Source organism: Denitrobacterium sp., from assembly GCF_056180635.1.
In genome coordinates, this window is sequence record NZ_JAZZJS010000042.1 from 1 (window position 1) to 20,924 (window position 20,924).

The window sequence follows — 20,924 nt, forward strand, 5'->3', positions numbered from 1 at the left end:
GGCAGTCGAGCGCCGTGCGGACGTTGGGGTCGTCCTGGCTTCCGACGAAATCCACGAAGAACATGTAATCGCCCAGGCCCTGCTTGGTGGGGCGCGACTGGATCATCGAGAGGTCGATGCCGGCGTAGGCGAATTCCGACAGAATCATATGCAGCGTGCCGGCCTTGTTCGCGTTCAGGAACAGCGCGAGCGAGGTCTTGTACTTCGTGCCTTCGAACACGGGTTTCGTGCCGCGGCGGCCGATGAGGGCGAAGCACGTCTGGTTCCCGTAATGGTCCTCGATTTCGCGCTCGAGCACCTTCGCGCCGTGCAGTTCGGCCGCGAATTCGTTGCCGATGCCTGCCACTCCGGGCTGCATAGCGGCCTGACGTGCGCTTTCCGCCGTAGACGAGGTGGCGATGGTCTGGCAGTTGGGCAGGTGCGCGTTCAGGTAGCGGCGACACTGCGCCAGGCCCTGCGGATGCGAGTACACGGTCTTGATGTCGCCCATGTTCGTTTCCGGCGAGACGAGCAGGCAATGGTGAATCGACAGCACTTCCTCGCCCAGGATGACGCAGTCGCTGTTGAAGGCGAAGTTGTCGAGTGTGCTGGTAACCGAGCCTTCCAGGGAGTTTTCCGTGGGAACGACGCCATAGTCGCACTTGCCCTGGTCGACATGCTCGAAGACGGTGTTGAAAGAGGGGAGCGCAACGAATTCTGCGTCCACGCCCAATCGCTTGGCGAACGTGTGGGCGGCTTCGTCGGAATAGGTGCCGGCAGGTCCGAGAAACGCAATGGTTACAGTTTGGGACATCGATGTCGCTCCTTTTTAGGTTGCATTATGCTGCATAATACTATATGCGCAGGTGGGTACACATTAGAGAAGGGAATGCACATGGAATTGAAGGGGTCTCAGACCGAAAAGAACCTCCAGGCTGCCTTTGCGGGCGAGTCTCAGGCTCATACCAAGTACCAGTACTACGCGAGCCAGGCCAAGAAGGATGGCTACGTGCAGATTCAGAATATCTTCCTGGAAACCGCCAAGAACGAGAAGGAGCACGCGAAGCTCTGGTTCAAGGCCCTTCACGATGGTGGCGTGCCCGACACGCTCACCAACCTCGAAGACGCCGCTGCGGGCGAGAACTTCGAATGGACCGACATGTACGCGGAATTCGCCAAGACCGCCCGCGAAGAGGGCTTCGAGTCTCTGGCCGAGCTTTTCGACGGCGTCGGTGCCATCGAAAAGGAGCATGAGGAGCGCTATCGCAAGCTCATCGAGCGCATCAACGCCGGCGAGGTCTTCGAGCGCGACGGCCTGTATGCCTGGAAGTGCAACAATTGCGGCCACATCCACATCGGCAAGAACCCGCCCGAGGTGTGCCCCGTCTGCAATCATCCGCAGTCCTACTTCGAGCTCCGTAGCCAGAACTACTAGTATCTAGCTAGGTTTCAGCATCGTTCGCATCGATAGCCGGTTCCGATACGGGGCTGGCTATCGCGTTTTCTGCCGTGATTCCGTTTCGTTATTGCCGGGGTACGCCATCGCATCCGCCTGGGAGGCGTATTCGCGTGGCCTCGACGCACGATTCGTCCTATACTGGTCGGTAATGTTACGTGCATTTCGTTTGTTAACATAGTTATGCCTTTTATTCCTTAATACGCTCATTTGGGGGTTCCAATATCGGGTATACCGCTTATTTGGTGGCAAAATATGCGAGGTTTGTGCAGACGATAAATGTAACAAGGAGGTGTGCACATGGAGAATGAGGCCACATACTCGGAGTTTGAACAGCTGCTCGAGGCGCGCGGGGTTACGCGCCGCAGCTTTATGAAACTTTGTGGTGCAGTGGCGGCTGCTGCGGGCGTTTCATCGCTCACGGTTACGCAGGTCGCTTCGGCTCTCGAACAATCCGTTATTGGCGCGAAGGAAGGTAACCTGTACCCGGTTATCTGGATCGAAGGCGCGTCTTGCACGGGTTGTACTGAGTCTTTCGCTCAGATCGACGAGCCCGATCCCGCGACTGTCGTACTCGAGCTGATTTCGCTTAACTACAGCGAAACGCTTTCGGCTGCTGCTGGCTATTCCATGGAAGAAGCCAAGGAACAGACGATCGAAGCCGGTAACTACATCCTCGTGTACGAAGGCGCTGTTTTGGAAGGCTGGGAAGGTCAGGCGCTTCGCGTTGCCGACAAGCCCGGCACCGAGCATCTCGTCGAGGCCGCAAAGAACGCCAATGCCGTCGTCGCCCTGGGCTCCTGCGCCACCAATGGTGGCTGGATGGCAGCTCATTCTGCGGTTAGCGCAGAAGTCGGCGCCACGGGCGTTCAGAAGTACCTGAAGGAAGTCGGCATCGACACGCCCGTCATCAACGTTCCCGGTTGCCCGCCGAACCCCGAGTGGCTCGTGGCTATCCTGGTCGACGTTGTCCTGCTGAAGGTGCTGCCCGAGCTGAATTCCGAAAACAAGCCCGCGGTCATCTTCAACCAGACCATTCACGATAACTGCCAGCGTCGCGGCCATTTCGAGAACGGTGAATTCGTTTACCAGTTCGGCAGCGAAGAGGAAAAGAAGGGCTACTGCCTGTATGCCGTGGGTTGCCGCGGTCCTCAGACGAAGTCCAACTGCGGCGTTGTCCGCTACAATCGCCGTCGTAGCTGGTGCGTCGAAGCAGGCGCTCCCTGCATCGGCTGCTGCGAAGCCAACCCGAACGATCCCGGCGATAACTGGGTGGAAGTCAACACCCCGTTCTTCAAGCGCCATCGCGACCTGCGCATTGGCGACTGGGTAGTTCAGCCCGAAACCATTGCCGTTGGCCTCACGGCCGTCGTAGCCGCCGCCATCGCCGTTCATGGCTTCGGCATCAAGGCCTCCGGCCGCATGAAGGGCAAGGTCAAGTTCGAGCCCAAGCGTGCAGTCGACGCCAAGCGTCCCGGCACGACCGGCGCCGATTACGACCAGGACAAGACCATCATCAACGCCGATGGCACCACCACCACGCTTTCCGCCGAGGAATTCCAGCAGAAGATGGAAGCCGATTACCAGGCGAAAGTCGAAGAACTCAAGAACAGGAAAGGGGGCAACTAGAATATGGCACGTACAGTAATCGATCCCATTACTCGTATCGAGGGTCACCTGCGCGTGGAAATGGAAGTCGAAGACGGCGTCGTAACCGATGCGTGGGTCTCCGGCGGCTGCTTCCGCGGCATGGAGCTCGTTGTACGCGATCGCGCTCCCGAAGACGCTGCGATGATCGTGCAGCGCATCTGCGGCGTTTGCCCGGTTTCTCATGCCCATGCCTCTACGCTCGCTGCTGAAAAGGCCTACGGCATCACCATTTCCAACAACGCCCGTATCATCCGCAACCTCGTCGAAGGCGCGCAGTTCCTGCACAGCCACATCCTGTGGTTCTACAACCTCGCCGCTCTCGACTACGTCAACCCGCTGCACGCTCTCGAAGCCAACGCGGCCGACGCTTGGGATCTTGCCCAGGCTGCGGGTACGTCCACGAACACCGATTTCAAGGCTCTCCAGGAGCGCCTGACGAAGTTCGCCGAGAACAAGCAGCTGTCCATCTTCAGTGGCAACTGGTTCGACTCCGAGAACGCCCAGGGCTACAAGCTTCCCGCCGAGCTCGACCTCATCTGCACGGCCCACTATCTCGAGGCCCTCACGATGCAGGCCAAGGCTTCTGAAATCGCTGCTCTTCTGGGCGGCAAGATGCCCCACATCATGACCAGCACCCCCGGTGGCACGATGTTCTATCCCACCGAGGAAAAGCTCGACGACCTGTGGGCTCTCGTCAACGAGGTTCACGACTGGATCAGGGCCACGATGATCCCCGACACGCTGGCTATCGCCCCGTACTACGCCGATGCCTTCGGCTACGGCAAGGGCTGCGGCCGCTACGTTGCCTGGGGTGTCTTCGAGGACGCCAGCTTCGACATGAACAAGCGCTACCTGCCCGCCGGCGTGCTGGGCGATGGCCTGAAGCTGTCCGACGTCGACGAGTCCAAGATCTCCGAGTACATCGGCCACTCCTGGTACAAGGGCGATTCCGACCTCAACCCGCTCGAGGGCGTTACGGAACCGCTGTTCACCGAGTACAACACCGACGACCGCTACACCTGGTGCAAGGCTCCGTCCTACGACGGTCAGTGCATGGAAGCCGGTCCGTTCTCTCGTCTGCTCGTTGCCTATAAGCGCAACGTTCCCTTCGTGGTTGAGCAGATCGACGGCCTGCTCGAGACGCTCGGCGTTCCGGGTCAGCTGGAAATCCTCCAGTCCACGCTCGGCCGTACCGCGTCCCGCCAGATTGAGGCCCTCTACATCGCCGGTCTCATGAAGGACTGGGTACAGGAGCTCATCGAAGCCATCAAGGGCGGCGACTCCGAGTACTTCCGCACCCCTGCCACCACCACGGGCCAGGGTACTGGTTTCTGGGAGGCTCCGCGTGGCGCTCTGTACCACACGGAAAAGGTCTCGAACGGCAAGATCACCGATTACCAGATCATTATTCCCACTACCTGGAACATCGCTCCGCACAATGCAGATGGCGTTCCCGGCCCCATGGAGCAGGCCTGCATCGGCGTGCCCGTTGGCGACATGGAAAAGCCCATCAACGTTCTGCGTACCGTTCACAGCTTCGACCCCTGCACCGCTTGCGCCGTGCATATCACCGAGCCCAAGACGGGCAAGAGCTTCAAGACGGTCACGAGCCCTTGGGGGGTGAAGTAAGATGGCAGAACTCGCACACTACAAGGACGCCCATCCGCTTCCGTTCGTTATCACGCACTACGTGAACCTGATCTGCATGATCCTGCTCATCATCAGCGGTTTCATCATTCACTTCCCGTACCTGCCCGCCATCATGGGCATCTGCCGTGGCGTTCACATCTTCTGCGGCATCGTGCTGGTGCTGAACTGCCTCGTTCGCGTCATCCTCGCGTTCGTGCTCGATTCCGCTCCCGTTGGCGGCACGCGTCAGAAGGTCAAGGACATCAAGTCCTTCCTGCCGCAGGCCGATAACAAGGGTCAGCTCATCCCGTGGCTGAAGTTCTATCTGTTCATCCAGAAGGACCATCCGTTCTCGGGTAAGTTCAACCCCCTGCAGAAGATGGCATACGACCTCATTCCGCTGCTCATCCTCTTCATGGGCTACACGGGCTTCTGCCTCTGGTCCACCACGGCCGACCTGCCGATCTTCGCGGCTGGCACGGCTGCCATGGGCGGTCTCATGAGCGTTCGCATCATCCACTACTTCATGATGTTCGTCTTCATCATCTTCATGATCATCCATGTCTACATGGCGGTCATCGAGGGTGGCAAGCCTCTCATGAAGCTCATGTTTGCTCGCAAGGAGCATGGTGGTCTCACCTACGACATCAACACGCATGATATCTCTGGTGAAGATCATTCCATCTAGGTTTCAATCCTAGGGGTATTTCTTGAAGGGGGCCTTCGGGCTCCCTTCTTTTTCGAATGGCGGGGTATGCTGTTCGACGTTGTGGTCACTCTACAAGTTCGGGGTATTCGATGAGTGAATTTGAAGGCCTGTCCGACGAGCAGGTTCAAAACGAGCGCAAGCTCCTCAAGGGCGTTCCCGTCCTCAACCTGGGCGCGTTGTTCCTGCCTCCTATTTGGGGTCCTGCGCATGGCATGTGGTGGACGATCGTGTTCTACCCGATTTGGGCGCTTGCCGACTCGCTGTTCTATTACGCCTACGCTTCCGTAACCGGGGCGGGCGAGCCGAGCCTGCTCGCCGTTGTTGCCGGCATCGTCGTGTTTCTGCTGCTTACGGGCTTTACGTTCCTGTTTGCGCGTTTGGCGCAGCCTGCTGCGTTGCATCGTGCCATCGAGCATAAGGGCATGCGCAAGAGCGAGTACCTGCGTCGTGAGCGCATCTGGGCTGTCGTATCCGTAATCGTGGGATGCGTGCTTCTGGCGCTTGCGACGTACTACAACGTTGTTCTGAAGGCTACGCTCTAAGGTTTTTCTAGCATGAAGATAGCTGTCTTTTTCGTTGGCAATAAGCTCATGCTCGACGATGGCATTGGGCCGGCTGCATTCGACGAGATGCTCGCGTACGAGCTTCCCGCCGATGTCGAGCTGTATGATGTTGGCTGCATGAGCTTGGATTACATTGGCGTCGTGAAATCCCACGACCTTATTATTACCGTGGATGCGGTGGATGGTTCCGGCGCCGAGCCGGGTACGATTTTTCGCTTCGAACCCGATGAGATGGCCACGCGTCCGTTCGGCTCGCAGTCGGTGCATGATCTGAAGCTTTCAGACCTGTTCGAGGCGGCTATGCTGCTGGGCTTCCAGGCGCGTGGCGTGTGCCTGGGCATGCAGGTCGAAAACGCCGACCCTGCCGAGCTTACGGTGGGGCTTACGCCGCGTGTGGCTGAGAAGCTTCCCGACCTGGTAGATTGCGTGCTTGCGGAACTGGTGCGCGAAGGGCAGGCCGTTCGCCATATCCCCACGGGGGAGCTGGTTGCACCAGGCTGGCATCATCCGGCTTCCGCTTAGCAGCTTATCGATTCCCCTAATTCGCCTGGCAGCTGGGGCAGAGGTCCGCAACGGGGCATTCGCCGCATAGCGGATTGCGCGCGCGGCAGTATTCGCGTCCGAAATGCACCCACTGGTGATTGATGAACAGCCAATCGGGCTGTGAGTATACGCGCATGAGCGCTGCCTCGGTTTTCGCGGGGGTGTCTGCCGAAGGCCCTGCGAGCTTCAGGCGATGCGCGATGCGGAAGACGTGGGTGTCTACCGCGATGCCCTGCGGGTTCTTGAACGCCTCGCACATGACCACGTTGGCGGTTTTTCGCCCGACTCCCGGCAGCTTTTGCAACTGATCCATATCGTTGGGGACGATGCCGTCGAAGTCCGTTGCCAGTATGCGTCCGAGCTGTACGAGGTGCTTGGCCTTCGAACGGTAGAACCCTAGCGAGTGGATGATCTCCTCGACGTTTTCTATGGCTGCTGCGCCAAGTTCGGCGGGGGTGGGGTAGTGGGCGAAGAGGTTCGGCGTGACCCTATTCACGGCCGCATCGGTGCATTGCGCGGAAAGAACCACCGCTACAACCAGCTGAAATGGGTTTTCGTAGTCGAGCGAGCATTCGCCCTCGCCGTATTTCTGGTGCATGCGCTCTTCGATGAGCTTCGCTCGTTCCCGTTTGTCGCTCATGCTTTCGCGTGGCATAGTCGCTCCTTTTCGTTTTGTACGGGGTTATTGTACGACGGCTCTATGACGACTTCGGCCTAGGCATTGCCTATTCTTTCCCCACGTTATAATGATGGCTGCCGCATATGCGGCTTTTTCAGGTTTATCGAAAGGCATCATCATGCTCATTGACGCTCTGGTTCACCCGCTCTCGAAGTGCGAGGATATGCAGCAGTTCTGGGGCAAGCTCGATTCGGGCGAAGATGGTGCTTTGGGAATTGCCTCGTCGGCCAGGCCTTTTATGGTTGCTTCTCGCTTTGCGCGCACGCCGCAGCCCACGCTCGTCATCATCGCTGGCGAAGAGGCCGCCGATGATTTCGCGCGTAATTTGGGCGCCTACGTAGGCGAGGAGCGCGTGCTGCGCTTTCGCGAGCGCGACGATTACCCCTTTGGCGAAAAGGGCGCCGATCCGCGCAAGGTCGCGCATCGTATGGAGGCCCTGCATGCTCTGGTAAGCGGGCGCGATTGCATCGTCGTGGCGTCCGCGCGTTCGCTTTTGCGCAAGATGCCCCCTTCGGGCAATGCCTTCTTCGCGCCGCTCGTGTTTGCTGTTGGCAGCGAGGCTTCCGAGTTTCTCCCGGGCGACGATGCGAGCTTCGAAGACGTGCCGCGTGCTCTTGAACAGGCGGGATATGCGAATACGGGCGATTTGGAAGGCCCTGGCACGTATGCTGTGCATGGCGGAACGATCGATGTGTACCCGGGCAACCTGTCGTATCCCGTGCGCATCGACTTCTTTGGCGACGAAATCGACGAGATTCGGCGCATCGTTCCCACAACGGGGCAGACCATCGCCACGTTGAACGAGGTCCGCATCTATCCCATCCGCGAATACGCTCCCAGCAACCGGGCGATTGCGCGTGCGCGCAAGACGCTTTTGAATCCTGCCAAAACGAATCCCGTGTTGCGCGAATTGCTCGACAAGCTCGAGGGCGGCGTAACCGATGCGAAGTCGGCCGCGCTCCTTCCATATCTCTACGAGCGAACTGATACGCTCGGTTCGTTTCTGGGCGAAGCGTGCCTTACGGTGCTCATCGAGCCGCGCTCGCTCATCGATGACGCGCTTCATGCGTACGAGGACATTCAGGCACGCGCGCAGGGCTCTTCGATTCCCGCCGAGGGTCTGTATTGTCCCGCATCCAAGCTCGACTTCGGCTCGAATCAGCGCTGCACGTACCAGTCGATCATGCGTATCGGTCAGGAGCTTGACGCGCAGCTTCCCGTCAAGCGCACCGACGTTGCGGGCAATTCCGAAAAGCTCTTCGGCAAGCTTATGAGCCTGGCGAACGCCGATTTCACGGTCGTGTTCAGCGTGCCGAACTACCGAGCGCGCGAGGATATGAAGCTTGCCCTGGTCGATCGCGGCATTCCCATCGTCGAGGCACTCGATTCCGAAGGCGAAGGGCTTGAGCGCCTCAGGCGTGGCGTGGTTAATGTGGTGGATGTCGACATCCCGCTGGGCCTCATCATTCCCAAGGCCAAGCTCGCACTCGTGAGCATCGCCGATACGCAGGGTGCGGGTTCGCTGCGTACGCATAGGCGCATCGACATCACCGAGGTGACGTTCCCGTTCAAGCCAGGCGACTACGTTGTGCATTCGGCGCATGGCGTTGCCCTGTTCAAAGACCTCGTGCGCCAGGAAGTGGGTGGCGTCCAGCGCGATTACCTGCTTCTGGAATACGCCGAAGACGACAAGCTCTACGTTCCCGTCGAGCAGCTCGACCGCGTGACGCGCTATGTTGGCCCCGAGGGCAGCAGCCCGCGCCTTACGCGCCTGAACACAAGTGACTGGTCGCGAGCGCTGAACCGCGCGCGCAAGGCGAGCAAGAAGCTCGCGTTCGACCTGGTGGATGTGTATACGCGCCGCGCCGCCACGCAGGGCTACCGCTATTCCGCCGATACGCCCTGGATGCGCGAGATGGAAAGCGATTTCCCGTATCAGGAAACGCCCGACCAGCTGGCGGCCATTGCCGATGTGAAGGCCGACATGCAATCGGCGCGCCCGATGGACAGGCTCGTCTGCGGCGACGTCGGCTTTGGCAAGACCGAGGTTGCCCTGCGTGCCGCGTTCAAGGCTACGCAGGACAAGAAGCAGGTCATGGTGCTCTGTCCTACCACCATTCTGGCTCAGCAGCACTACACGACGTTCAAGGATCGCTTCGACGCGTATGGTGTTGCGGTGGAGGTCCTTTCGCGTTTCCGAACGCCGGCTCAGCAGAAGGCTGCGCTTGCTGGGTTCGCCGACGGCACCGTGCAGGTGCTCGTGGGCACGCATCGCCTTCTTTCGCGCGATGTGAACCCCTATGATCTGGGCCTCGTCATCATCGACGAGGAGCAGCGTTTTGGCGTGGGGCATAAGGAGCAGCTGAAGAACCTGCGTGAGAGCATCGACGTGCTCACGCTTTCGGCTACGCCCATTCCGCGCACCATGCAGATGTCCCTTTCGGGTGTTCGCGACATGAGCCTCATTCTCACGCCTCCCGATGACAGGCGTCCCGTGGAGGTTCATGTGGGCGAGTGGGACCCCGACGTAGTGAGCGATGCGATTCGCCGCGAGATGGCTCGCGGCGGGCAGGTGTACTATGTGAGCAATCGCGTGCGCGGGCTCGATGATGCCGTTGCGCGCGTGACGCAGGCCGCACCCGAGGCGCGCGTGGGCGTTGCGCATGGCAAGCTCACGAAGGAGCAGCTCGAGACGGTGATGGAGGAGTTCGCGGCCGCCGAAATCGATGTGCTGGTGGCCACCACCATCATCGAGAGCGGCATCGACAATCCACACACCAACACGCTCGTCATCGAGGACTCGCAGCGGTTGGGCCTCGCTCAGATGTACCAGTTGAAGGGCAGGGTTGGCCGAAGCAATCTGCAGGCATACGCGTACTTCATGTTTCCCGAGCATATGACGCTCACCGAGGAGGCCACGGCGCGCCTCGAGGCCATCAACGAGCATCAGGAACTGGGCAGCGGCATGCGTGTTGCCATGCGTGACCTCGAGATTCGCGGTGCGGGCAGCTTGCTGGGCGCCGAGCAGAGCGGCAACATGAGCGCCGTAGGCTTCGACCTGTTCGCCCAGATGCTTGCCGAGGCGGTGAATGCCACGCGCGAGGGTCGCGTCGAGAAGAGCGATCTTCTGCCCGCTGCGCTGTCGGATATCACGGTCAACGTACCTGCTCATACGTATATTCCCGAGGAATACATTCCCGATGCCGACGAACGCGTGCTTCTCTACCGCAAGGCGGCTTTCGCCGAGGAAGTGGAAACCGTCGATGAGCTCGAGGAGCAGACGCGCAAGCGTCATCCCGATATGCCGCAGGCGACGGTGAATTTCTTCATGAAGGCACGCGTGAAGGCGCTTGCGAATGCCATGCACGTGAAGACGGTGTCGGTGGTTGCCGGTAAGCTCAATGTCGAGCCCGTGTCGAAGCCCGAAGGGGAGCTGTGGCTGTCGCTGCGTCGCGCCAAGGCGCGCTACGTCACGCAGACGAACAAGCTCCAGGTTCCGCTGAAGTTCTTTGCGCTATCCGATGATGTTGGCATGCTTGATGCCGTGTATGCGCTCTTGCGCGACTTGCGGGCGCAGAAGCGCTAGAGCGGGCGGTGCATGAGCGTGTAGGCGCCCTTTGCGACGAGCTTGCCGTTGCCGTCGACGATATCGATGTCGTAGTAGCCCATCGACTTCCCACGGCGGCTTGTCATGCAGGTTGCGACGAGCTCGTCGCAGGTGGGAGCGTCGGTGAATTGCATCGAGCTGGCAACGGTGACGTCGATTTCCCCTTCGCGCCAATCGGCTACGGCGCTCGCGAAATCGGCCATGGTGAGATAGAGCCCGCCCATGACGCCGCCCTTCGCGTTGCGATGGCGCTCGTCTACCGTAACGGCTACTACCGAGCGCCCGGGTTCCGCGTCTACGATGCGGATGCCCGAAGTTTTGGTGGCGTACAAATCGTCCTTGAAATACTCCCTAACGGTACTCAGATACGAATTGCTTTCCATGGTTACTTCTTTCGCTTGAAGTGGATGCCGTGCTTCTCGCTGTCCTTATGGGCTTCCGCCGATTCTTCGGCGGTTTTCTCGAGCTCGTCGAGGAAGATTTCGGCCGTCGCCTCGTCGATGTAGACGGCGCCTTCTTCGCATGCGTTCATGCAGGCTCCGCATCCCACGCAGTACATGGGGTCGACTGCGGGCTTGCCGCTTTCTTCGTCAATCGTGCGTGCGCCCGTGGGGCATGCACTTACGCAGGCTCCTTGGCCCGTGCAGTACTCGAAGTCGGTCTTCGAGATGCCAACGGGAATCTTCTCCGCGATGTCGTGACGGCGCTCAACCGCTTCCAGGAGCATCTTGTGACGCGGGAAGAGCGTGTGGCGCTGCCTTCCGTCGGGCGTGAAGTCGGCGAAGGGGCTGTTCTCGGAAAGATTAAGGCGCGCGACGGCACGTGCGCGCTCCTTCTTCGCGTAGTAGTCTTGCAGCACTTCCGAGTTGCGCAGGCGGCGCTTGCCGCTTGCGATTTCGCCCACGTCGGAAAGGAGGCCCGTGAACGCGGCGCGGCGATCGGTGGGGTCCTCTTCGTCGGTGTACTTCTCGATGAGCTTCTGGTTTTCAGGAATCCTGTAGCTGAACAGGACGTTTTCTCCCGTGCGTTGTTCGGCGATCTCGATTGCGCGTGGGAAGAGCTCGCCGCCGATTTCGCCGGCGCGGTCGCAGTCCTCGCAGTACTTCAAATCGCACGCTACGGTGAGACGGATCTTCTCGGCCATGAGGAGCGTCCAGAGCTCGGGCGGCACCATGGAAAGGCAGGGAAGCACGACCACGTTCGTGTCGATGTGCAGGTCGGGGAAGACGTTTTCCTTGCACGTGAGATACGCGCGGCGGCCGCTCGTGGCGATGCGCCTGATGCGCGCATGGAGGTCGTTCATCGTGAGATGCGTGCTCGCAAAGGCATCGCAGATGCCGAAGCACACGCCGCAGCCGTTGCAAAGTTCGTGGTTCACGACGGGGGCTGCACTGCCTTCGGGCAGCGTGATGGCGTGATGCGGACACGCGTGCGCGCATCGGGAGCAATCGGAACCCGATGCGCGCGTGCAGTACTCGTTTACGACTACTAGCTTATGCACCGAAGACTTCTTTCAGCGTGGTGTCGATGCGGGCGAGCATGTCGGCGCGATTCATGAGCTCGATGCTCTCGAACAGCGGAGGAGAGACCATGTTGCCGCAGATGGCTACGCGGATGGGCTGGAAGACGAACTTGGCCTTCATGTCGAGCGTCTCGCAGAGGCCGCGTACCGTATCCTGCAGCGGGTCGCATTCCCAGGCGATGGATTCGTCGGCGATGATATCGCGTGCAGCGCGCAGTGCCTCCTCGGCGCGTGCGCCTTCCTTCAGGAGCACCTTCTTCACGCTCTTTTCGTCGAGCGTGACGTTGGGGCCCCAGAAGAGGTACGCGAGCTTTTCCGGCAGCTCGTCGAAACGCTGAAGGCGTTCCGCCACGAGCGCATACATCTTCTTGAAGCGCTGGGGGCAGGCGTCGATATCGGCTTCGCTGGCTCCGGCTTCGATGAGCCAGGGGCGTGCGGCGTTCAGCCACTCGTCTTCGCCCATGCGCTGAATGTACTGGCCGTTCATCCAGTTGAGTTTCGTTTCGTCGAAAACGGCGTCCTTCTTGGTGATGCGCTCGAGCGAGAATTCGCTGCACAGCACGTCGCGCGGGATGATGGTGGTTTCGCCGTCGAGGCTCCAGCCAAGCAGGGCGAGGAAGTTCACCATCGTGTCGGGCAGGTAACCGCGGTCGCGGTATTCTTCAACGCTCGTGGCGCCATGGCGCTTCGAGAGCTTCTTGCCGTCGCCGCCCAGGATCATGGAAAGATGCGCGAACATGGGCGTGGGGTAGCCAAGCGCCTCGTAGATGAGAATCTGACGCGGGGTGTTCGACAGGTGGTCGTCGCCGCGGATGACGTGCGTGATGCGCATGTTGGCGTCGTCGCAGACCACGGCGAAGTTGTACGTGGGGCTGCCGTCGGAGCGCACGAGGATGAGGTCGTCCATGACGTCGGCGGGGAACTGCATCGGGCCGTACACGGCGTCCTCAAACTCGATGGGGCCGTGGTTCTCGGGAACCTTCAGGCGCCATACGTGCTCTTCGCCTGCGTCGATGCGACGCTGGGCTTCTTCGGGGTCGATGTCGCGGCACGTCCTGTCGTAGCCCGTATATGCCTGGCCGTTCGATTCGGCGGCGGTGCGCTTGGCCTCGAGCTCTTCCTTCGAGCAGAAGCAGGGGTACACCTTGCCTTCGGCCTTCAGCTGCTCGAGCGCCGCCTTGTACGTGTCGAGGCGCTCGGTTTGCGTGTAGGGGCCGTATTCGCCGCCCGCTTCGGGGCCTTCGTCCCAGTCGAGGCCGAGCCAGCGCATGGCGCGGAGGATGATCTGCGTATTTTCCTCGGTGGAACGCGTCGGGTCGGTGTCTTCGATGCGAAGCACGAACGTTCCGCCCATTGCGCGCGCGAAAGCCCAGTTGTAGATGGCCGTGCGAGCGCCACCGATATGCAGTTTGCCGGTGGGACTGGGTGCGAAACGTACGCGTACTTCTGATGCTGTCATGTTGCCTTCCTTCATATGCTAATGCCGCGTTGGAGTGCGGCGATATAACGGAGTTAGCTGGCGCGCCTGCGCATGCGGCCGCCAAGTGCAATCGAAATGATACATGCGGTTGCCGTTACCGCCAACCAAAGCGCGCCCATGCCCATCCAAAATCCCTCCGGAAGCATGTTGATGAGCAGACTGTCCGCTGAAAACGTCCAATTTCCCTGGGGGAAGAGCAGTTCGTGGAAGATGCCGAAGAAGCCATCGAAATCGATGGCTGCCCAGACGCCGAATACGAACATGGGCGTGAGCAGGAGCGTTCCGCTTGCGCTGAGCGCCCATCCCAGCTCTCGCTTGCAATGACGCAGCGCCACGACCAATATCGCCGCGGCGATGGCGATGCCAATGAAGATGGGGACTGCCCTCGAGATGAGCACGTTGCAATCGACGAGGTGGCTCATGGCGTCTTCGTCGAGCGCAAACGAGTCCGATACGCTCGCCATCTTGTACATCGTGCTCAGGGCGCTGTCTCCGCCGTTCAAGTCGACCTTGTTCGTGAGGGTGGCCCAACGGCTTGCCTTGGGGGATGATTCGCTGCTGGCTTCCTGCGCGGCGCTTACGATGCGGCTTGCGAGGTGTTCTTCCGCATCGTCGAGGTTCGAGCCGTGGTTGTCCACCGTGAAGTCGCGCGTGGCCACGGCGAGCTGCACGAGCTGGTCGAACGTGTACGGCGACGCACTGTCGCTGCAGGTGTACTGCGCGAGCGTGCGCGTGGTGGGCTGGGCGGCGCAGGCGGCGTACCCGGCGAAGAGGTACGTCGCGGCAAGGCAGAGGCAGCAGAGGAGTGCGCCGAGCTTTGCCGCGATTGCCGCGCCGATGGAGCGTGTGTTCCTGTCTTTCATATGCGCGTGAGCTGCCTCGCGTGCCTACAGGTCGCAGTCGACCCAGACGGTTGCGCTCGTCAGGTCGCCCATGGGGTTGCTGATGATGGCGTTGGGCCCAAGGCGGCTGAATACGCCCGCGAAGGTTCCGTTGAAGACGTAGAGGCCGTTCAGGTTCTTGTAGAGCTTGGTTTCGCGCGGCACGTTGTTCGCATCGAGCTCCAGCATGTTGGGGACGATGGGCAGCACTTCGGTCTCGTACGGCGTGAGGTACGTCTGCACGAGGAACGGGGCGCCCGCCGCGCCGTTCGCGAACTTGTCCACGATGGCCTCCCATTCCTCTTGGGAATGCATCTGGCCTGCGTATACGTCGGCGGCGCCGTACTGGTCGGTGGGCTTGATGATCCATGCGTCTTTGTTGGAGCGCACTTCGTCGAGGTCGATGTGCTCGCTATCGAGGAACTTCGTCTGGGGAACGTGCTCGTCGACGAACGCGCATTCCTCGCTCGTGAGGAACTCTCGCGTCTTGGGGTGGAACAGCGCGTCGAAGATCTGCTTGTCGTGCACGATGTGGCCCGCGAAGCTTCCGATGAGGGCCACGGCGCCCGCGCGCGTGGCCTCGATCATGGGCTGGCTGGCTTCCCAGTTGTTCAGGATGTCGTTCGTTACGCTGCGGCGCCAGATGGCGTCGACGCGGCGGCCCGACTTCGTGCGCAGCACGCCATCTTCGAACACCAGGTCGCGCACGTCGGCAACGATGCAGGGGTAGCCGCGACGCGCGAAATACGTGCAGTAGACCTTGAATTCGTCGACGACGGCGTTTTCCATGAAGTCGACGATGGCGAACGTGGGATGCTCCACGCGGTTCTCGAATGTGTTGTAGATGCGGATGAACTCATCGACCCAGGGATAGAACAGGTCGCTCGTCTGGATGGTGTGGTTCTTGGTGAATTCCCGCATGGTCTTGCTGTTCGCGATGGACGTGTTCAGCTCGCGGTCTTCGTTCATGCCGGAAGAGCCGTCGGCGTTCAGCTCGCAGAATCCGCTCGTCAGGTCGTCTTCGTTCAGGAAGATGTCGAAGCGCGCGAACGGCAGAAGCGCCGAATAGCGCTGCGGGATCATGATGAGGTCGGCAAGGCGCTCATCGTACTCGAAGATGGTGCGGTACTCCGGGTCGTCGAGGTAGTGGCGCATGACCTTTTCGCAGATGGTATGCGTCGTTTCTGCCACGTGCTTCATCTCGTCGTACGTGGCGCGGTCGAACAGGCGCGGCACGAAGGAGGACTCGGCCAATTCGTAGTGAACGATGGCCGTGGAATTCTCCATATATGCGAAAGCGGCCCGACGGCTGTCTATATCGCCATCGAGCCGTTCGACTATTTCCATAAACTCATTGGTGTACTGTTTGTTTAAGGTCATGGGTTCTCCCCGAAAAGTCAGTCTGTCATCTGGGTAAGAAGTGTATCATTGCACGCAAGAAAAAAAGGGCGCGAAGCCCGTCCGCCTCTACTTATGAAGGAGATAACCGTATGGCTAACGAAACCCACGGCCGTTCCTACCTCTTCACCAGCGAATCGGTGACCGAAGGCCACCCCGATAAGATCTGCGACCAGGTCTCCGACGCAATCCTCGACGCCATTCTCACGCGCGAGGCCGCTCTCCAGGAAGAGGGCTACGTTTCTCCGAATAGCGGCACCGCTGCCGACATCAACGAGGTGCGCACCGCCATCGAGACGTTCACCACCACGGGCATCATTACCGTGATGGGCGAGGTTCGCACGCAGGCCTACGTCGATGTCGACTCCATCGTGCGCGATGTCGTGCGCGAAATCGGCTACACCGGTTCCGACATGGGCTTCGACGCCGAAACCTGCGCCGTTGCCAATTACATGCACGCTCAGTCCGCCGACATCGCCGCCGGCGTCGACGAAAGCTACGAAGTCCAGCAGGGCGAAGCAGTCGAGGGCGACCCGTACGACGTCATCGGCGCGGGCGACCAGGGCGTGATGTTCGGCTACGCATGCGACGAAACCAGCACGCTCATGCCCATGCCCATCTACCTGGCGCATCGTCTGTCCGAGCGCCTCACCGAAGTGCGCAAGAGCGGCGAGCTGCCCTACCTGCGCCCCGATGGCAAGACGCAGGTTACCGTGCGCTACGTCGACGACAAGCCCGTCGGCGTCGAAAAGGTGCTCATTTCCACGCAGCATGCCCCCGAGGTGGAAACGCCGCAGATCAAGGCCGACCTCATCAGCCATGTCATCGCTCCCGTCTTCGAAGCCGAAAACGTCGCCTGGGAAGGCGCCGAGGTCTTCGTGAATCCCACGGGCAGGTTCGTCGTGGGCGGCCCCATGGGCGATACGGGCCTCACCGGCCGCAAGATCATCGTCGATACGTACGGCGGCATGGGTCGTCATGGCGGCGGCGCGTTCAGCGGCAAGGACTGCACGAAGGTCGACCGTTCTGCTGCATACGCCGCGCGTTGGGTTGCGAAGAACATCGTTGCCGCTGGTCTTGCCAGCAAGTGCGAAATCGAGCTCGCCTACGCCATCGGCGTTGCAAGGCCCCTGTCCATCCTCGTGGAAACCTTCGGCACCAATACGGTCGAAATCGAGAAGATCGAGGCTGCCGTGAACCAGGTCTTCGACCTGCGTCCTGCCGCCATCATCGATGCGCTCGACCTTCGCCGTCCCATCTTCCGCAAGACGTCCGCATATGGTCACTTCGGTCGCGAGCTGCCCGAGTTCACCTGGGAAGCTACCAACAAGGTCGACGAGCTTCGCGCCGCCTGCGGTCTGTAGGCCATGCGCACCGCGCAGGTTGTACTAGACATACCCACTCAAGCGCTCGACTGCGCTTACACCTACATTGCACCCGATCATCTGGAGAGCTTCCAGGTCGGGTGCTCTGTTCTTGTGCCCTTCGGATCGCGCCAGGCCGTTGGCTTCGTCATGGGCGTGAGCGAATATGCCGAAGACGATCTCGCCTCCCTCGAGCGCGATGCTGGCTGTGCCGTTTCCAAGCTGAAGCCCATCGCATCGGTGCTTAGCAAGCCGTTCTTCGATGAGGACGGCGCGGCTTGCGCGGAATTCCTTTCGGAACGCTACATTGCGCCGCTTTCCAGCTGCGTCAGGCTATTCACGCCGCCGGGTGGCGTCCCGCGTATGGTTCGAGGCGCCCATGGGTGGCGTCTCGAACAGCCCACCGTGGGCGAGGTTGACGATCGATGGGTTCGTCTTCTTCCTGCGGCGGCCGATTTCAAGCCGCGCAAGGGCGCGGTCAAGCAGGAAGCCATTCTGGCGGCGCTTGCCGCTGGTGAGCTTAGGGTTGCCGAGCTTACGGCCGAATACGGCTCCGTTTCGAGCGTGCTTAAATCGCTCGAGAAACGCGGTGTGGTTGCCATAGAGTCTCGTCGCCGCATGCGCGGGGTTGAGCGCGTCGATGGGCCTGGCGCGCAGATGGAGTACCGCTCCGTTGCGTTCGCTCCCACGCCTAAGCCGCAGCTCACCCCAGGTCAGCAGCATGCACTTGACGAAATCGAGGCTGCCTACGACGCTCATGATGGGCGCGTCGTGCTCGTCGATGGCGTTACGGGCTCGGGCAAGACCGAGGTGTACCTGCAGGTCATCGAGCGCGTTATCGCCGCTGGTCAGACGGCAATCGTTCTCGTTCCCGAAATCTCTCTCACCCCTCAGACGGTTGCCCGTTTCAGGGGTCGTTTCGGTGATATGGTCGCCGTGCTCCATTCGCGAATGAGCGTGGGGGAGCGCTTCGACCAGTGGGATTTCATTCGCTCGGGCGACGCGCGCGTGGTTGTCGGTGCCCGCAGCGCGCTCTTTTCGCCCCTTTCCAATCTTGGCCTCATCGTCATCGACGAGGAACATGAGGGCTCGTACAAGCAGGACCAGGCGCCGCGCTACGTTTCGCGTGATGTTGCCGCATGGATGGCCGCCCATGTGGGCGGAACGCTCGTGCTTGGCAGCGCCACGCCTGCCATCGAGACGCTTCATCGCGTTCATTTCGATGAGAAGTGGGCGAGCGTCGAGCTGCCGGAACGTGCGAACGGCAAGCCCATGCCGCGCGTCGATGTGGTCGATATGGCAAGCGAATTCGGCAGCGGCAGCCGCTCGATGTTCTCTCGCAAGCTGCAAAAGGCGCTCAAGGAAACCATCGACAGCGGACGCAAGGCCGTTCTCATGCTCAACCAGCGCGGGTTCGCATCGTTTCTGCTTTGCCGCGAATGCGGCTTCGTGCCCACGTGCCCCAGCTGTTCCACGTCGCTTACATATCACGAGCGCGGTGCGCGTCTCGTATGTCATCATTGCGGGTATTTCATGGCCGCTCCGGCGCTCTGTCCCGAATGCGGCAGCCCTTACTTGAAGAAGTTCGGCGCGGGTACGCAACGCGTCGAGGCCGAATTGCGCGGCACGATCGAGGCGTTCGGCTCGGGCTACCGCGTGACGTGCTCTTCCGATGCGTCTCCTGAAGTTCCGGCTGCGGAAGGCGAGACCGTCGTCGACCTCATTCGCATGGATGCCGATACTACGTCGCGCAAGGGTGCGCATCGTGCGCTGCTCGAGCGCTTCGCCTCGGCCGATGCTGCGGTGCTTCTGGGTACGCAGATGATTGCGAAGGGCCTCGACTTCGACGACGTAACCCTCGTGGGCGTGATCAATGCCGATACGCAACTGCGTTTGCCCGATTTCCGTTCGGGGGAGCGCACCTTCGACCTCATCCAGCAGGTAGCCGGCCGTGCTGGTCGTGCAGATTTGCCGGGACGCGTCATCGTCCAGACGTACAACGCGTCATCCGTGGCTATCCAGGCGGCGGCGCATTACAATCGCGCGGCATTTCTGAAAGATGAGCTCCCCAAACGCAAGGCGTTGCAGTATCCGCCCTATGTGCGCCTTGCCGATGTGCGCATCTGGGGTAAAAACGAGGGGGAGGTGCGCGATCAGGCTACCGAGCTCTACGAGCGCCTACGCGATCAGCTCTCGAAAATGGCCGTGGGGGATTGGCTCATGCTTCCGCCCGTGCCGTGCGTCCTCTCGCGCCTGCGTGGCAATTACCGCTATCACATCAGCGTGAAGGCGCCCTTGGGAGCCGACATTTCGGCCGTTATCGCGCCCGTCTTCCGTGCGCGCAAGGCCAGCAAGACGGTGAGCGTCGCCATCGACGTCGACCCGCAGTCGCTTCTGTAGCTAGCTTACGTAGCTCGTTACGTCGGGGCAGGCGGCGATGAGCTTCTTCAGGTTAGCGATGTACGAGTGCAGCAGCCAGCCGGTATCGCGTCCCTGATGGATGACGTAGCCAACCTTCATGGTCTCCTTCGTTTCCAGGGGAATGCTGGCGATGCCCGAGTACATTTCGCTGGAAAGAAGACCGGTGGAAATCGTGTACCCGTTACAGCTGGAAAGAAGGTTCGACAGCGTGCCACGGTCGGTGATTCGCACGTTCTTCGCATGGGGCAGGTACGCGAAGGGCTCTTCCGAGTAATAGAAGGAATTGCGGTTGTCCTGCAGGAACGAATAGCGCGGGTATTCCGCCAAATCGCCTGCCTGGATGCTCTTGCGCTTTGCCAGCGGGTGGTGTTCGCCCACAAATACGTGCACGGGCGCTTCGAAAAGCGGGTAGAACATGAGGTGCGCGTCGTCGAACGCCTTCCATAGAACGCGTTGGTTGTAGTTATCGGTGTAGACGATGCCGATCTCGCTTCGAAAGTTCTTCACATCTTCGATAATCTGAAGTGTGCCGGTTTCGCGGAGAACGAACTCGTATTCGCTGTCTCCGCACTCTTCGAGGGTGCGGACGAAGGCCTCGACCGAGAAGGAATAGTGCTGGGTGGACACTGCCAGACGCACCTGATCGGAGTCGTCGTGACTGTAGCGAGCCTCCAGCAAATCGGCCTGCGTGATCACCTGCCGCGCATAGCCCAGGAGTTCCGTTCCCTCGTTGGTGAGGGTCACGCCTCGATTGCTTCGCCTGAATATAGATATGCCCAGCTCGCTTTCGAGTTCTTTGATGGCCGTGGATAAATTGCTCTGCGAGGAATAGAGTCGCGTTGCCGCGGCGTTGATGGAGCCGTATTCCGCTACGGCCAATATGTAGCGCAGTTGCTGCAACGTCATGGTTGTATTCCCCTTCGTTCGTCGCGTTCTTTGTAAGAAGTGTACCCGTAAAGTTGTCATTTCGCTATCTGCAATACCGATAACAGGCTTTCGCCTATATCCAACGCCCTATCTATTGCATCGCTATCTGACTCGTG

17 protein-coding genes are annotated in these 20,924 nt (G+C 60.4%); 9 read left to right on the forward strand and 8 right to left on the reverse strand.

What is annotated here, in order from left to right:
* On the reverse strand, positions 1 to 793 hold a 793-nt coding region (pheA, locus tag AC04P6_RS03830), incomplete at its 3' end, for a prephenate dehydratase (protein WP_475565275.1).
* 81 nt (positions 794 to 874) lie between these two features.
* Between pheA and rbr the strand changes: the two genes are divergently transcribed.
* From rbr to AC04P6_RS03860, 6 genes are all read left to right on the forward strand, one after another.
* Complete coding sequence (gene rbr, locus AC04P6_RS03835; protein ID WP_475565276.1) at positions 875 to 1,414, forward strand: rubrerythrin; 540 nt, start codon at positions 875 to 877, stop codon at positions 1,412 to 1,414.
* Positions 1,415 to 1,735: 321 nt separating this feature from the next.
* Positions 1,736 to 3,064, forward strand: coding sequence for a hydrogenase small subunit (locus tag AC04P6_RS03840; RefSeq protein ID WP_475565277.1), 1,329 nt, complete (start codon positions 1,736 to 1,738; stop codon positions 3,062 to 3,064).
* Between the two features lie 3 nt (positions 3,065 to 3,067).
* A complete protein-coding gene (locus tag AC04P6_RS03845; protein WP_475565278.1) occupies positions 3,068 to 4,714 on the forward strand; it encodes a nickel-dependent hydrogenase large subunit in 1,647 nt (548 codons plus the stop codon).
* Position 4,715: 1 nt separating this feature from the next.
* Entirely contained in the window at positions 4,716 to 5,402 is a 687-nt protein-coding gene (locus AC04P6_RS03850) for a cytochrome b/b6 domain-containing protein (protein ID WP_475565279.1), read from the forward strand.
* 110 nt (positions 5,403 to 5,512) lie between these two features.
* Complete coding sequence (locus AC04P6_RS03855) at positions 5,513 to 5,965, forward strand: viscotoxin-A3 (protein ID WP_475565280.1); 453 nt, start codon at positions 5,513 to 5,515, stop codon at positions 5,963 to 5,965.
* A gap of 12 nt (positions 5,966 to 5,977) precedes the next feature.
* Positions 5,978 to 6,508, forward strand: coding sequence for a hydrogenase maturation protease (locus AC04P6_RS03860; RefSeq protein WP_475565281.1), 531 nt, complete (start codon positions 5,978 to 5,980; stop codon positions 6,506 to 6,508).
* Between the two features lie 16 nt (positions 6,509 to 6,524).
* Here AC04P6_RS03860 and nth read toward each other — a convergent pair whose 3' ends face one another.
* Positions 6,525 to 7,169 carry an endonuclease III gene (nth, locus tag AC04P6_RS03865; RefSeq protein ID WP_475565282.1) on the reverse strand — a complete coding sequence of 215 codons (645 nt, stop codon included), beginning with the start codon at positions 7,167 to 7,169 and terminating at the stop codon, positions 6,525 to 6,527.
* Between the two features lie 157 nt (positions 7,170 to 7,326).
* Here nth and mfd point away from each other — a divergent pair, with 157 nt between their 5' ends.
* Positions 7,327 to 10,794 (forward strand): transcription-repair coupling factor, encoded by a 3,468-nt coding sequence (gene mfd, locus AC04P6_RS03870; protein WP_475565283.1) that lies wholly within the window; start codon positions 7,327 to 7,329, stop codon positions 10,792 to 10,794.
* On the opposite strand, the gene AC04P6_RS03875 is transcribed toward mfd, so the two are convergent.
* The 5 genes from AC04P6_RS03875 to AC04P6_RS03895 are packed head-to-tail and all read right to left on the reverse strand — an operon-like array spanning position 10,791 to position 16,078.
* On the reverse strand, positions 10,791 to 11,198 hold the full coding sequence (locus AC04P6_RS03875; RefSeq protein ID WP_475565284.1) for a PaaI family thioesterase: 408 nt from the start codon (positions 11,196 to 11,198) through the stop codon (positions 10,791 to 10,793). The genes mfd and AC04P6_RS03875 overlap by 4 nt on opposite strands.
* Positions 11,199 to 11,200: 2 nt before the next feature.
* On the reverse strand, positions 11,201 to 12,316 hold the full coding sequence (locus AC04P6_RS03880; RefSeq protein WP_475565285.1) for an ATP-binding protein: 1,116 nt from the start codon (positions 12,314 to 12,316) through the stop codon (positions 11,201 to 11,203).
* Entirely contained in the window at positions 12,309 to 13,796 is a 1,488-nt protein-coding gene (gene gltX, locus AC04P6_RS03885; protein WP_475565286.1) for a glutamate--tRNA ligase, read from the reverse strand. The genes AC04P6_RS03880 and gltX overlap by 8 nt, the downstream gene beginning before the upstream one ends.
* A 53-nt stretch (positions 13,797 to 13,849) precedes the next feature.
* Positions 13,850 to 14,680, reverse strand: coding sequence for a lipoprotein intramolecular transacylase Lit (locus tag AC04P6_RS03890; protein WP_475565287.1), 831 nt, complete (start codon positions 14,678 to 14,680; stop codon positions 13,850 to 13,852).
* A 24-nt stretch (positions 14,681 to 14,704) separates the two neighbouring features.
* Entirely contained in the window at positions 14,705 to 16,078 is a 1,374-nt protein-coding gene (locus AC04P6_RS03895) for a circularly permuted type 2 ATP-grasp protein (RefSeq protein ID WP_475565288.1), read from the reverse strand.
* Between the two features lie 110 nt (positions 16,079 to 16,188).
* Here AC04P6_RS03895 and metK point away from each other — a divergent pair, with 110 nt between their 5' ends.
* A complete protein-coding gene (gene metK, locus AC04P6_RS03900; protein ID WP_475565289.1) occupies positions 16,189 to 17,460 on the forward strand; it encodes a methionine adenosyltransferase in 1,272 nt (423 codons plus the stop codon).
* 3 nt (positions 17,461 to 17,463) lie between these two features.
* Entirely contained in the window at positions 17,464 to 19,860 is a 2,397-nt protein-coding gene (gene priA / locus AC04P6_RS03905) for a replication restart helicase PriA (RefSeq protein ID WP_475565290.1), read from the forward strand.
* Here priA and AC04P6_RS03910 read toward each other — a convergent pair whose 3' ends face one another.
* Complete coding sequence (locus tag AC04P6_RS03910) at positions 19,861 to 20,787, reverse strand: LysR family transcriptional regulator (RefSeq protein WP_475565291.1); 927 nt, start codon at positions 20,785 to 20,787, stop codon at positions 19,861 to 19,863.
* Positions 20,788 to 20,924 lie beyond the last annotated feature (137 nt).